The sequence below is a fragment of the Sphingomonas olei genome (genome assembly GCF_045369765.1).
Classification (GTDB): domain Bacteria; phylum Pseudomonadota; class Alphaproteobacteria; order Sphingomonadales; family Sphingomonadaceae; genus Sphingomonas; species Sphingomonas panaciterrae.
Map to the genome: position 1 here is coordinate 14,349 of NZ_JBIQEU010000014.1, position 12,649 is coordinate 26,997.

A 12,649-nucleotide genomic window follows, 5' to 3' on the forward strand; every position below is an offset into this window, starting at 1 on the left:
CCCGAGCCCTCCGAAGGCAGAGGCCACAGGTTCGAATCCTGTCGGGTGCGCCAGCTTTTACAATGGCTTAGTTCTGCGATCCTTCTACGGGCAAGCAGTCGGGTAGCACCGGGGTAGTAATGCTCCGATTTTTCAGCCGTCTTGATACCTCGCTCTTTTGATGCAGTATGCGTCGAACGATAAGGTTCGGGGCAAAAATGCGTATTTTGACGATGGTTGGTCTAGCCGCAGCCGCAGCCGCAGCCTCGCATGTCGATATCGCGGCCTTGGCTACCAAGGCGCGAACAGACTTTTGGGCTTTACGAGAAGACGCATTCGCCTCTCGGACACTGAACGATGATTTGGCTGGAAGATCCTTCTCGATCACGGTTTCCCCCACAAACGGTGATCGCACGACGCCAGATGTCTCAAACGGCTCCTACTACTCATACAAGAACGGTATATTGACCGTCCGGCTTTCCGGCTCTCAAGTTAAAAGTTCGGATGACAATAAGCAGTCAACGTACAGCCAGATAATCCCCTTTTCAGTCATCAATAAAGTCGTCGAGGTTAGCGACGGTGTGAACGGATACGGAGCAAGGGTAAAATTTGTAACAAGATCTATCAGAGAGTCGGGAATTTACCCCGTGAGTGGGCTGGATCGAACAAACTTTGAGTTCAGCGAGAAGATCGAGGGGGCAGCCGCAAAGGCGCTCGCACTGTCGGCTAAGTTCGAAATAAGAGGAACAGTCGAGAGATTGCCAAGCGGTCACATCGGCGCATGTTCTACCGATTACGTTGGAGCGACGGTCGACTCTCCTGTTGAGTTGGCCACAGTATCTTGTTGGATAGGCGCAAAGATAGATAGTGTGGCGCTTGTTAGCCCGTCAGGGACGCTGCGCTCGTGGAAAGCCCCAAGCTCTTCCTAATTACTTGGTTGTGGTATGCCGGGGCGGGTGAAGGAGGGCACCCGCCCCGGTTGGCTACTAGGCAAGGAGCGACCTAGCAGCCAAACTCTGACAGCAACACGGACGCGCCAGCCGGTTTTCAGCGCGGTAGTCCGATTGCAGCATCTTATTCCAAGCCCGGTCGGCAAGCGCAGCCTGTGCTGGCGTCAGGGCATCATTGGTGCACGCCTCAAGGGCTATCGCCACAATCTCGGCATCTGTGAGGATCGCCCGCAGGCCGGTGCGCTTAGCTGGCATGATCGCGGCTCGCTTTGGACAGAATGCGCTCAACCTCACTCCGCAGCGGCTCCGGCAGCGTTTCTGGTTCTACCATGCCATTGGTGGCGGGTGCCGTCGCCAGCACGATCAGTTCGTCGTCTGTCAGGCGGTGCAGATCGTAAGGGCTGGGCGGCTCGGGCGCTTGGGCTTCGAGCTGGGCAATGCGCCGCTCGTTCGGCCTCATGGCTCGCCCACCTTGCCGTTCGTTTCCTCGATCAGCGGGCCGAATGATCCATCGGGCTGGCGATAGCTTGTAAGAACCGTTCCCGTCTGCACCGGCCCGTTCGGACCAGGGTCAACAATCTCCCAGCGGATGGCCGTAATCTCATTGTCGATCGCCGGGCGCGTTTTCTCGATCCGCTCCAAGCGGCGCTTCGCTTCACTCGCCATTGGGTGTGATCCTTGCTTCGAGCGCGTCCAGCCGGGCGGCAAACTCCGCAGTTTCGATGGCAGCCCGATGTTCCTTGAGAATGCCCGCGAATGCGTGGGCTTCGCCGGGGGTTAGATCGCCAACGGCAACGCCCGTCAGGATGGCTTCGAGCGCGGCGGGGTGGTCGGTGGCGTTGGCGATCGGCGGCAGCGCGAACGTAACGGGGCGTTCCTTGCGAGCCGGCAAGATGCGGTCGAGGCAGATCCGTAACGCCGTCACATCGCCCCCAAGCGCCGCGTCGATAGCCTTGCGGGTAAGAGCCTCGGCCTCACCATCTAGCAGTGCCTCGGCAGCCAGCGTGGCCTTGTGGCGGGCACCCTTGGGCCTGCCGGGATTGCCAGCCGCAAAGGGCCTCCCGCGCGTTTTCACCGCGTTGTTTCGCGCATCAGTAGGCATAATTGCCCATGAAGTTGCGAGGGGGCCACGCGAGGGAATTATCATCCTTCGCGGCGGGCAGCTTCAATGCCGTCTCGATGCGGGGATGCGAGTGGTTACCCGGTGCGATTTCGCGGGCGATCCACTCGGCATAGGCGAGCGGTTCCTTGCCGTCCGGCCGATTGACGTTCGCGGCATCAACCGCAGCGTTCGACGCATTGATACCCTGCGCCATGGCGACAAGCTCGGTTACGAGGTCCGGGTAGCGGGTGCGGATCGCATCGGCCAAAGCATCACGCTCAGCCATGGCGGCGTTGTACTGAGCCGCGCGCCGTGTTTGTTCTTCTGCCGTGCCCAAGGAAAGCCGTCGTTCCACCAATCGCGCGTGCGCGGCGTCCAGACGCTCGGCGGCGATCCGGTTGCTATCTGCCTCGGTACGCGCAGCCTTTGCTGCCGCTTCGTCCGTAAATGGATCGCGGGCAATCGCCTCCGCTTCATCGGTGCGCGTCCGTGCGGCTGATAGGGCAGTCTCAACTTCGCCAATCAACTGGGCAACCGCTTGCGCCGTCCAGGTGTCCTGTAGCGCTTGGCGGATACGATCAATCAGGTTCGGGGTGGTGGGCAACGTTCTAGCTCCTTTGGTTTGTCCGGTGGGCGCTCAGCGCCACGCCTCGCTCATCAACTTCTTGCGGGCCAAGCGCTCGCCCTCCGCCCAGCCGGTCACTGGCGCGGCAGCCGGGGCGATTCCTGCCTTGAGGCCATCGCGGCGGCGTTTATCCAACATGGCCGCGTGAACCGCGCCCATCGCCTCGGCAGGATCGAACGGGCGCGCATCCGCCCCCATGTGGGCGCGGCTGGCCTCATGCTTGCGGCGTTCACGCTGGATCACAGCTTGCCCATCAGCACTGTCGGCAAATGCGTGAATATCGCTGTCGCCAGTCGATGCGCTGTCGAAGAACATCATTCGAGTAGGTGCGGCATCCGTTGCGAGCAGCGAGACACGAACAGAGTAACCGGGCCGTACCATACCGCCCTCGTCAACGGCTTCATCTCGGCTAACAAAGCGGCCAGACTTGTCGATGTACTGGTTCAACTTGGATTTCCTTTCCGATAAGATCAGAATAGCCAAATACGTCCATCGGCGGTAGGGCGCGACTTTTGGATAAAATATCTGTTTTCTTTTAAGTGTAGCATCTCTGTCACACTTCGACTGCGCTTTAACCTAGCGTGATGCCCATGGGATGCCTGCCTGGTAACGGCACGCGGCAGGTGTCGCGACAAGCCTTAGAAAATAGCAGGTTAGGTGTTTGAAATGGTAGCTGGCCTTTGCCTCACGGCGGCAACGGCTGACGGTTTTAGCTGTCTAAGCCCAAACCACTTAATTCGATGAATCCACTAAAACTGAACAAAACAGAACGCTAGATTTAGTGGATTCAGTGGATTTAGTGGCGGGTTGATAGGCTATCCTCTGTGCCTACAGCCGCGTACCTATTGGGCGATCGCATATCTGCCGTAAGCGGGCTTTATCACGCGTCCGGCAATTTCGAGCTTGCTCAGCATCTGGGTAACATTGGACGCGCTTTTGCCAACGGCTTCGGCAATCTCCGAAAGAGCCATAGGCTCGCTTGCGGCTCTCATGGCTTCGAGAATCTGGCGTTGCTCGGGGGAGGCAACGGGCGCGATGATGTTGCCGCAGATGAGCCACCTGCACTTGCAAGCATCGAATATGAGCTGCTTTTCAAACTCCTCAACATCGCGCCCACGCCCATAAAGGCCGGGCTGATGCCCACCGAACCCCTTGCTCAGTACAAGCGTGCTATCAGCAGACCCGGTAATGCCTCGCGTGCCGCTCACGGCGTCAAACGGATCATCCGAGTCCATCTTTCGAGTGTGATGCACCAAAATGACGCCCAAACTACGTTCGATCGCGAAGCGCTGGAGCGTAGATACCTCTTTATAGTCGATCTCATATTGTGGCTTGTTGCCGCCCGTGGAAGACTTTACCTTTGCGAACACGTCGATCGTGACTAGGCGGGCATCAGGGTTAGCGTCAGCCCAACGCTCAAGTTCATCCACGCAGCCTTCATCGATGGAAGGCCACTCGGTCATGAGGACAAGGTTGTCAGAGCCGTGCTGGTACCCCATCATTCGCAAACGATCGGCAAGTCGGCGTTGATTATCTTCTAATGCGAGATAGAGTGAACGTCCCTGCTCGCATTGAATTCCCCCAAGCGCCGGCGCTCCCTCCGCAACTGCCGTAGCAATGTCGAGCGCCAACCAGGATTTGCCAACCTTGGGTGCGCCTGCGAGGACGGTCAGCCCTTCAGGGATGATGTTGGGCACGATCCATTTGACGGGAGGGAAGTCTAACAGCAACAATTCGCGAGCTGTAATGCCCTTTGTTGCCACTATGCCAATTCTATTGTCGTTCGCGTGCAGGGGTGCTTTACCTTGCTGCTTCGCCAGACAGTTCGCAAGGAACTTGTCCCAATCTATGCGCGGATAATTGCGGATATGCGGAAGCTCGCCGTCAGCAACACGCTCGTCCGTGCGATAGTGTGCGATCGCCCGATCAATCTCGCGCTTAGGGTCAGAAAGCTCGCGAACACGCTCGGAAATCGCGTTGTCGGGGTGAATGAGGACGCCCCCGATTTCCGCGTCTGTCCAACCTTCGCGGATGGCTTGGGCAACGAATCCGTTTACCGCTTCCGACCGCGCGCCTTTCGGTGTCACGACCATAGCGAGGCGGGCGGCTTCGCTATTCACCCATTCGGGCAAGCCAAGCTCCTCGACAGCAATCGCGTTGTAGGCGGCGGTACAAACAGCATAGCGGGTATCATTCGCCTCAGACGTCCGCTTGCCAGACTTTGTCGGTAGGATCGCCATTAGGGCGGCTGGCGGCTCGCTGGCATCCTCATCGCGTATCCAGGTGTAGGCAGCACCTGACGGGTGCAGTGAAGGCGGAAGAATGACGTACCCGCCCTCGCCACGAACATCAGCTCCGGGCAGGTCTGCACATTTTTGCGAGTTTCGCACCGGGTCCGTGTCATCCCACGCGAAGAATAAGTGTCGTCCCTTGCTGGTGCGGCTGGCACGGGTTGCGGGCAAGCCTAGTTCTCGCTCGACAGCAGCAAAGGCGGGTTCGTCATCAATATCCAGCACCCAAGCCCCGATCGCGGCCCCCGTAGGCGCTGCGATCATCGCGTCAGGCCATTGCGCCCACCACGCCCGGATAACGGCTGGATCGCATGAAGCCGATTTGAAGCCGCCCGAAACATAGGGGCTTTTGGCTTTCCCGGCCTCGCTATCGCGGGCGCGGCACGGGAACACTGGCCAGCCCTTCGCGGCATAGTCCAATGCTGCTTCAAGTAATGCAATCGATGATGCGTCGACGACTGCCCCTTGCATGCCAAGGGAATTTTCGCTATTGTTCATTCTCTAATTACCTTAGTTTCGGTGGCTGCAATCCACCGGGTCAACAATTTTGGGCCGGGGCAACGCTCCGGCCTTTTTCTTTGCATCAGGCGTAAGAGGGTTCACCGATCAGGCGACGTAGCGAGGACATGCGAACCATGTTGCGCCGTCCGATATGTACGGTGTCCAACTTACCGCACCGGATCATCTCATAAGCGACGGTACGGCCGATGCCGAGTAGCTTGGCGGCGTTCGTCACTGATACCGCAAGTGGCTCGATAACATCGCCGGAAATCTTGTTTCTTTGAATGCTCATTGTACGCGTCCTGTATTGCGAGTTCGCCAGTTTCCCAGCGATGCAATCAGGCTAGCGTTTTTCGGATTTGTTCAACAGAGCAGCAAAGTGCACGATTTTAATCTAGTGTCGCATTAAAGCTGCAGTTGACACTATCGCGCCGCTTGTAGCTGGGCAGTGTTTTCGATTGGCCCTGACATGCGCGATGCCATCCAAGTGTCTAAATCGTGGGCTTGATAAAGGGCGATACGCCCGACCTTGCGATAGATGGGGCCGCCGCCAACACAGGCGAGTTTCGCAAGGGTTTGCGCGGTATAAGCGCCGTAGCGTCGCTGTAGGTAACGCGCCGCCTCATCGCGCCGGAGGTAGTCTTTTGCGGTCTGCATCATGCCGTATCCTCATCGAGTGACGGCAATCCAGCTATGGTCATTTCTCGAGATTAGCAAAAGGATGCGTGGTCAGTTCAATCGCGGTTTGAACTGGAGCTACTTCCGGCGTCCTGCGTCGCCTCCCAGTACAATCGGTCGGCCTCTCGATAGTTGGCCAGGGCATTCTTTGCGGCCGTCTCGCCATATCCAAATTCGACGCAGACTGCCGCGATAGCGGAGGCGTATCCATCCCGTTCCGCTAACTCATCGGCGCGCTGTCCGACCTCGTACCAGGTATAGCGCGCGGCTTTGCCACCACGCGGGCGCACAATCTTTGCGGTTGCCTCGCGATACGCGGCAGGGGGGTCGAACATGTCGGCTAGCGCGCTCAGTAATTCGGGTGGGCACGACCCTCGGCTGGCGAATAGGCGCAATCCGTCCGCTAACAACGCGGGGTCCGGCCCTTCGGAAAGGTCGGGATCGCCGGCAACATAGAATGCGCCTTCGCTTATCATGCCGTCCGATAAACGCGCCCGGTTTGCCGTCGCCCTATCGAACCATGCCCGCCATGGCTCAGGAAGCTTTGGCATGTGCCCCGCTCCCGATTGGCACGACGACGCCAGCCTTGCCCTCCAGCCCAGCGGCCAGCGATCCAGCGATAAGATTCGCGCCTTGCCGCAACGGATTGTCAGCCAAGTGGGCATAACGGGCGGTTGTTGCTTGCGAAGCATGGCCTAGGAGCTTCCCGACAATCGGCAATCCCATACCGGCCCCAGCCCCCGCGCTAGCGAAGGTATGGCGAAGGTCATGCAAGCGAACGTCTGCTAATCCTGCGCGCGCCGTCACGCGCGCCCACGGGCGCTTCAGGTCCGAGCGCGGCTGGCCCGCCTTGTCGCCGACGACAACAAAAGGATTATCTTTCAAGCGCGGTAGGTCAGCCAGCACCGCCAACGCGGGTGCGGCCAGGACGACAACCTTAGCTCCCGTCTTACTGTCGGGAAGGTTGAGAAAACCGCGCTCAAAATCCACATCCTGCCAACGGAGCTTCAATATCTCGCCCGCTCGGCACCCAGTCAGGATCAGGAGCCGGATGGCCGCAATGGCATGGGGCGAGATTAGCTCGCGCTGCGTCTCAGCATCCTTCGGGCGATGTTTGGCCTTCGCGTCCTCGCGTATGATCCACGGCAGCCCGACCGTTTCGGCCTCGCGTAACGCATCCCCCAGTCGGGCAAGCTCATCGGCGCTAAGGTATCGCTCGCCCTTTTTGTCGGCATATACCTTCACACCGGCGCGGGGGTTCACCTTGAGGTACTTCTGTTTGACGGCATAGGCGAATATCCCGCCTAACAGGCGCACCGTGCGCGTTGCGGTGCCTTTGCCACCCGTCACGATGGCGCGGCCAAACTTGCCCGTTTTCACGTCGGTGGCGGTTTTGCCGTTCGCCACGTCCTTCATGAAGCGGGCGATATCGGTGTCTTCGATCGATCCGATTCGGCGGTTGCCCAACAGCGGCTTTATGTGACGCTCGATCCGTCCTCTGTCGGTCGCGATGGTTGACGCCTTCTTGTGGTCAATGCCCTCGCGTAGATACTCGTCGCATAGCTCTGCAACGGTCATCTCCTTGCGCTGCTTCGCGCGCTCTGCGGCCTCATCGTTCCCAAGTTCGGCATTCCGAAGGATACGCTTGGCCTCGGCGCGCGCTTCCTCGACGGTCAGTTTGCCATAGCTGCCGATCGTCACCTTTCGCGTGACGCCCCGCCGCCCGCCGATCCGGTATTGAGCCACGAACGATTTAGCGCCGCTGGGACGCACTCGGCACCCGAAGCCGGGCAACTCCCCGCACCATTGCACATAGTCGCTAAGGCGGCTTCCCAGCCCCTTCACGGCCGATTGTGTAAGCTTGCCCGCCTTCATTTCAACGCCCTCCGGGGTAGCACGTGGGTAGCACATGTCGGGGCATCTCGTACCAACGTCGGTAAGCTCAATCAATCATCAGAGGCAGGAAAGGCCAGAAAACGCGGCGTTTTTAGTAAGATCGGGAAATATGCGGGAATGCCGGGGAAGCCTAAACCGTCGCCCTCCGAAGGCAGAGGCCACAGGTTCGAATCCTGTCGGGTGCGCCAGCTTCCCTTGCCGAGATTTCGGCGGTGAATGCCACAGGCTCGGGCAAAACTTTCCTTTCAAAAGTGTGCTAGATAGCCGCCGTCGACGGCCAGAACTTGTCCGGTCACATAGGATGCGGCTGGCGAGGCGAAGAAGAGGACGGCGCCCACAATCTCTTCCGGGCGGCCCCAACGGCCGAGCGATGTGCGGCGCTGTAGATGTTCGGCAATGGCTGGATCGGCAATCATGGCCGCATTGGCTTCGGTGGCGAAGTAGCCGGGCGCGACCGCGTTGACGGTGATCTGGGCGGGGCCGAGTTCGGCGGCGAGCGCACGTGTCAGTGCCTCCAGACCACCTTTCGACATGGTGTAGGCAGCGTCGCCGGACCGGGCTATTTGGCCGGCGATTGAACTGATGTTGATGATGCGTCCGCCGGGTTGCATCCCGGCGCTGAAGCGACGGGCGAGGTCGAAGGGTGCGACGAGATTTGTCTCTAGCATATCTCTGACCGACGCTCGATCGATCATCTGCAGCGCGCGGCGGTCGCGCTGGCCGGCATTGTTGACCAAAATATCGACCGCGCCGTGGTGAGCGAGCAGCGTCGAGGCCGCATTATCCGCGCGAAGGTCTACCGCCGCAACGGCTGCCGATCCACCCAGCGTCGTCAATGTCTCGCCCAGAGCGGTAAGCCGATCCAGATTGCGTCCTTGGAGGATGACATGGGCGCCCGCCCAGCAGAGGCCGCGCGCGATCTCTGCGCCCAGTCCGCCGCTTGCGCCCGTCACCAATGCGACCTTGCCGTCCAGCTGGAACACGCCTCTTCCCGTAATTGCGCCGACCGTCGGCGCCCGGCTGGAGTGGCCGCAATCCACACCCCTTGCAACGCGTCTGCCTGATATCGGGCGCAGCGTTTGTGAGAAGCTCTGCTCGTCGTGATCACCGATGTGCAGGGGAATGGGAGAGGCTGCCCTTCCCAATCCCGTACGCTCGGCGATGCGAGCGTGCGGGATTGAGGGAGCCAGATCAGGCAAGCATCCGGATCGCAGGCTCCCGGTCGTAGAAGCGGCGTTTGGCCGCCGACACGAAGCTGCCGTCCGGCGTGGTCACACCTTCGTCCTTCTGCACGCCAGCCTTGTCCAGCAGTGGCTGCGCCTCCGCGCTGGCGCCGATCGCCTTGAGGTGCCCGAACGCATCCATGACAAACTGAACAGCGGCGGCTTCCTTCAACAGCGCTGCACAGCCGTCTTCCGAGACCACTACCGCAACCGCGTCGAACAATTGGGAGGGCGTTCCGGCCAATTGTCCATCGGCCTTTCTTTTGCTGCCGTCTGACAGGGGGGCGCCATTTACCTTTGGAGAGACCAGTACCGCTTTGCCGCCTTCCGCTTCAACAGCGGCGACCAGGCTATCGAGTGTCGATGCGTCGCTTCCTTCTGCGAAGAGGATGCCGACGGCGCGCCCGTCGAGGGTTTCCTTCATGTTCTTGTGGATCGACAGAGCGCCGGAGGATGGCAGGTCCACTGGCTCACGTGCGGCTGGTGCCTTTTCCGGAAGGTCGATTCCGAGCCCGTCCGCGACACGCCTCGCCAGATCTTCGTCAACGTTGCGAAGGTTGGCGACCATGCGGGGCGGTACCTGATCAAGCAGGCCGACCTTCGACAGTTCGAACACGAATGATGAGGCTATATGCGCCTGCTCGGCTGGCGTCTGCGAGCGGTAGAATAGCCGGGCCTGGCTGTAATGGTCGGCGAACAGCTCGGCCCGGACGCGCAGCTTCTCTCCCTGTTCGTCGCTGCCGGATGGCGCAGTGACGGTGCGAAAGCCACGATCCCGGGATTCGCGAGGACCACCTTCCTCTCCATGCGCTGCCAGGCTGTTTGGCTCGTAATTGGCGCGGCCCTTGGGGACCTGTGTCTGCATCTTTCCGTCCCGCTGGAAATTGCCGAAGGGGCAGCGGGGCGCGTTGATCGGAATTTGATGGAAGTTTGTGGTGCCGAGGCGCGAGTTTTGCGTGTCGAGGTAGCTGAACAGACGTCCCTGGAGCAGCGGATCATTCGTGAAATCGATGCCGGGGACGATGTTCGTTGGCAGGAAAGCCACCTGCTCGGTTTCCGCGAAAAAGTTGTCGGGGTTTCGGTTCAGCGTCAGCGTACCGACGATCCGGACGGGAACATCCTCTTCCGGGATCAGCTTCGTTGCATCAAGAACGTCGTAGGGCTGCGCTTCGGCGAAGGCTTGGTCGAACACCTGGATTCCAAGATCCCATTGCGGGAATGCCCCCGTGTCGATCGCTTCCCACAGATCGCGGCGCTGATAATCATTGTCTGCCGCCTGCAACTTCAAAGCCTCGTCCCAGATCGTCGATTGCAGGCCCAGTCGAGGTTTCCAGTGGAATTTGACGAAGCTGGCGTGTCCGTCGGCGTTGACGAGCTTGAACGTGTGGACGCCGAAGCCCTCCATCATCCGGAAGGAGCGGGGAAGGGTGCGGTCCGACATAGCCCACATCAGCATGTGGGTGGATTCGGGCATCAACGACGCCCAGTCCCAGAATGTATCGTGCGCGCTTCCGGCCTGTGGATAGGCGCGATCGGCCTCCATCTTTACCGCATGCACCAGGTCCGGGAACTTGATGGCATCCTGTATGAAGAAAACGGGTATGTTGTTGCCGACCAGATCCCAATTGCCTTCGGTGGTGTAGAACTTCACCGCAAAGCCACGCACGTCGCGCGGGGTGTCGACCGACCCTGCGCCGCCGGCGACAGTCGAAAAGCGAACGAACACCTCGGTTTTTTCGCCCTTCTTGAACACTGCTGCCTTGCTCAGTTCGCTGATATCGGCAGTGGCCTCGAAGAACCCATGCGCGCCGGAGCCACGAGCGTGTACGATGCGCTCAGGGATGCGTTCGTGATCGAAGTGGAATATCTTCTCCCGAAGGACGAAATCCTCGAGAAGGGTAGGTCCGCGCCGCCCGGATTTCAGGCTGTTCTGGTTGTCGCTGACAGGCACGCCATGGTTGGTGGTGAGCACCTGCTCGTCACCGCTAGCCTGCTGGTGCGGCTCGCCACCGGCACCGTGGTTCGTTGCGCCGTTGCTCATTACCGTTTCCTTGCCTCAATTACCTGGATCAAGGCTGCAAACGAATGGGGCCGCGAAACGGTGCTGGCTGACGCGGTTATTCTTTGAAGGAAACGACGTCCAAAGGGCCGTGTGGGCTCCCGCCGCTCAGACAAAAAAATAGCGGCCCGAAAGCCGCTATTTCATTATCCTGAGCTGAGACTCAGTTGCTGTCGGCGTCGTCGTCCGAGTCAGCGATGACCACGATACCGGCGATCACCGCAGCAGCGGCGAGAACGGCAATGATCACGCCGCCGCCAGCAGCCTTGTCGGCCTTGGCGGTGGAGGTGCTGGCGCGAGCAGCCTTGGCAACCGACAGGCTGGATGCCGAGGTCGGAGCCGCAACAGCAGGAGCTGCAGCCAGCGAAGCAGCGGCAACAGCCGCGAGGTAACCACGAACCTTCATCACGAACTCCCTTTTTTGTCCGTCACGGCCATCTGACAGAGTTTGCAGTGCAGCGCAATCTCATATGTTGGTCAACAGCGCTCAGAACGCTTTCCAATCAAGGCATTTCCGCAACACTTTAGCGGAAATGTGATGAACCTCACGTGCCACTTCCATGATGATCAACAGTATCGATGATCCAACGGTGCTCGCCCTCGATTCCAACCGCGGTTAGCCGGCCTGTTCGGTAGGCGCCCGTATCTATGCCGATTCGGTTGGCCCGCTCATCTACCCCGTCCGTGATGGTGTGGCCGTGGACGACGTACTTTCCATGATGACCGCCATGTTCGAGGAAGGGCTGCCTTATCCAGCGCAGGTCGCGGGAGGTCTGCTGTTCCAGTGGTAGCCCCGGGCGTATGCCAGCGTGAACGAACAGATAGTCTCCTTCCAGGAGATAGTCGTCGAGAGACCGGAGGAAGGCAATCTGCTCTGCCGGTATGTCTCGGGCCATCATGTCGACGAGTTCGGGTATGGTGGCCTGATCGATGGCAGCTGCTTTCATGCCGTAGCTGAGCAGCGTTTCGTGCCCGCCTGCCCGGAGCAGGAGGCGAACGAGGTCCGGATCCCCGTCATAGGCGCCGAGGAAGATTTCCTCATGATTGCCGCAAAGGCATCGCACGTCCTGTCGACTGGCGCACATCTGCCGAACGCGCTCCACCACACCAGCGGAATCAGGCCCGCGATCCACGAGATCGCCGAGCAGGATGATTCCTGTTTGCGCTCCGCCGCGCGACGCGTCGTCAGCGTCGATGCGCCGTAGTAGTTCGTCAAGAAGATCAAGTCGGCCGTGCACGTCGCCAATCGCATAGAGGCGCCGGCCCGCCGGAAGCTGGGCAGGTGGTGCACTCGGACGACGGCGTGAAAGCAAACGCGAGAACATGGCAGGCAGATCTTTGTGCA

The 12,649-nt window shown here is 59.9% G+C and carries 15 protein-coding genes; 1 reads left to right on the forward strand and 14 read right to left on the reverse strand.

Annotated features, from left to right (window positions below):
• The first annotated feature begins 206 nt into the window (after positions 1–206).
• Entirely contained in the window at positions 207–908 is a 702-nt protein-coding gene (locus ACH0BU_RS13665) for a hypothetical protein (protein ID WP_500264183.1), read from the forward strand.
• 265 nt (positions 909–1,173) lie between these two features.
• On the opposite strand, the gene ACH0BU_RS13670 is transcribed toward ACH0BU_RS13665, so the two are convergent.
• The 14 genes from ACH0BU_RS13670 to ACH0BU_RS13735 form a co-directional block, all read right to left on the reverse strand.
• Entirely contained in the window at positions 1,174–1,389 is a 216-nt protein-coding gene (locus ACH0BU_RS13670; RefSeq protein WP_500264184.1) for a hypothetical protein, read from the reverse strand.
• Positions 1,386–1,595, reverse strand: a complete 210-nt coding sequence (locus tag ACH0BU_RS13675; protein ID WP_500264185.1) for a hypothetical protein — start codon at positions 1,593–1,595, stop codon at positions 1,386–1,388. The genes ACH0BU_RS13670 and ACH0BU_RS13675 overlap by 4 nt, the downstream gene beginning before the upstream one ends.
• Positions 1,585–2,031: a hypothetical protein gene (locus tag ACH0BU_RS13680; protein ID WP_500264186.1), complete on the reverse strand. Its 447-nt coding sequence runs from the start codon at positions 2,029–2,031 to the stop codon at positions 1,585–1,587. The genes ACH0BU_RS13675 and ACH0BU_RS13680 overlap by 11 nt, the downstream gene beginning before the upstream one ends.
• Entirely contained in the window at positions 2,021–2,635 is a 615-nt protein-coding gene (locus ACH0BU_RS13685) for a hypothetical protein (RefSeq protein ID WP_500264187.1), read from the reverse strand. Before ACH0BU_RS13685 ends, ACH0BU_RS13680 begins: the two co-directional genes overlap by 11 nt.
• A gap of 33 nt (positions 2,636–2,668) precedes the next feature.
• Positions 2,669–3,103 (reverse strand): hypothetical protein, encoded by a 435-nt coding sequence (locus ACH0BU_RS13690; protein ID WP_500264188.1) that lies wholly within the window; start codon positions 3,101–3,103, stop codon positions 2,669–2,671.
• 395 nt (positions 3,104–3,498) lie between these two features.
• Entirely contained in the window at positions 3,499–5,445 is a 1,947-nt protein-coding gene (locus ACH0BU_RS13695; RefSeq protein WP_500264189.1) for a bifunctional DNA primase/polymerase, read from the reverse strand.
• Between the two features lie 85 nt (positions 5,446–5,530).
• Positions 5,531–5,740 (reverse strand): helix-turn-helix domain-containing protein, encoded by a 210-nt coding sequence (locus ACH0BU_RS13700; RefSeq protein ID WP_500264190.1) that lies wholly within the window; start codon positions 5,738–5,740, stop codon positions 5,531–5,533.
• Positions 5,741–5,871: 131 nt separating this feature from the next.
• Complete coding sequence (locus ACH0BU_RS13705; protein WP_500264191.1) at positions 5,872–6,108, reverse strand: hypothetical protein; 237 nt, start codon at positions 6,106–6,108, stop codon at positions 5,872–5,874.
• Between the two features lie 74 nt (positions 6,109–6,182).
• Positions 6,183–6,677, reverse strand: coding sequence for a hypothetical protein (locus ACH0BU_RS13710; protein WP_500264192.1), 495 nt, complete (start codon positions 6,675–6,677; stop codon positions 6,183–6,185).
• Entirely contained in the window at positions 6,661–8,001 is a 1,341-nt protein-coding gene (locus ACH0BU_RS13715; protein ID WP_500264193.1) for a tyrosine-type recombinase/integrase, read from the reverse strand. The genes ACH0BU_RS13710 and ACH0BU_RS13715 overlap by 17 nt, the downstream gene beginning before the upstream one ends.
• Before the next feature lie 266 nt (positions 8,002–8,267).
• Positions 8,268–9,005, reverse strand: a complete 738-nt coding sequence (locus ACH0BU_RS13720) for an SDR family oxidoreductase (protein WP_296222817.1) — start codon at positions 9,003–9,005, stop codon at positions 8,268–8,270.
• Positions 9,006–9,213: 208 nt separating this feature from the next.
• A complete protein-coding gene (locus tag ACH0BU_RS13725) occupies positions 9,214–11,286 on the reverse strand; it encodes a catalase (protein ID WP_296222816.1) in 2,073 nt (690 codons plus the stop codon).
• A 181-nt stretch (positions 11,287–11,467) separates the two neighbouring features.
• A complete protein-coding gene (locus ACH0BU_RS13730) occupies positions 11,468–11,710 on the reverse strand; it encodes a hypothetical protein (RefSeq protein ID WP_301089724.1) in 243 nt (80 codons plus the stop codon).
• Between the two features lie 139 nt (positions 11,711–11,849).
• Positions 11,850–12,629: a metallophosphoesterase gene (locus ACH0BU_RS13735; RefSeq protein WP_296220907.1), complete on the reverse strand. Its 780-nt coding sequence runs from the start codon at positions 12,627–12,629 to the stop codon at positions 11,850–11,852.
• Positions 12,630–12,649: the final 20 nt, after the last annotated feature.

Bases quoted from the DNA above. Each gene is read 5' to 3' on its own strand.
- ACH0BU_RS13670 (WP_500264184.1), bottom strand. From the start codon at position 1,389: ATGAGGCCGAACGAGCGGCGCATTGCCCAGCTCGAAGCCCAAGCGCCC.
- ACH0BU_RS13675 (WP_500264185.1), bottom strand. From the start codon at position 1,595: ATGGCGAGTGAAGCGAAGCGCCGCTTGGAGCGGATCGAGAAAACGCGC.
- ACH0BU_RS13680 (WP_500264186.1), bottom strand. From the start codon at position 2,031: ATGCCTACTGATGCGCGAAACAACGCGGTGAAAACGCGCGGGAGGCCC.
- ACH0BU_RS13695 (WP_500264189.1), bottom strand. From the start codon at position 5,445: ATGAACAATAGCGAAAATTCCCTTGGCATGCAAGGGGCAGTCGTCGAC.
- ACH0BU_RS13700 (WP_500264190.1), bottom strand. From the start codon at position 5,740: ATGAGCATTCAAAGAAACAAGATTTCCGGCGATGTTATCGAGCCACTT.
- ACH0BU_RS13705 (WP_500264191.1), bottom strand. From the start codon at position 6,108: ATGATGCAGACCGCAAAAGACTACCTCCGGCGCGATGAGGCGGCGCGT.
- ACH0BU_RS13710 (WP_500264192.1), bottom strand. From the start codon at position 6,677: ATGCCAAAGCTTCCTGAGCCATGGCGGGCATGGTTCGATAGGGCGACG.
- ACH0BU_RS13715 (WP_500264193.1), bottom strand. From the start codon at position 8,001: ATGAAGGCGGGCAAGCTTACACAATCGGCCGTGAAGGGGCTGGGAAGC.
- ACH0BU_RS13725 (WP_296222816.1), bottom strand. From the start codon at position 11,286: ATGAGCAACGGCGCAACGAACCACGGTGCCGGTGGCGAGCCGCACCAG.
- ACH0BU_RS13730 (WP_301089724.1), bottom strand. From the start codon at position 11,710: ATGAAGGTTCGTGGTTACCTCGCGGCTGTTGCCGCTGCTTCGCTGGCT.
- ACH0BU_RS13735 (WP_296220907.1), bottom strand. From the start codon at position 12,629: ATGTTCTCGCGTTTGCTTTCACGCCGTCGTCCGAGTGCACCACCTGCC.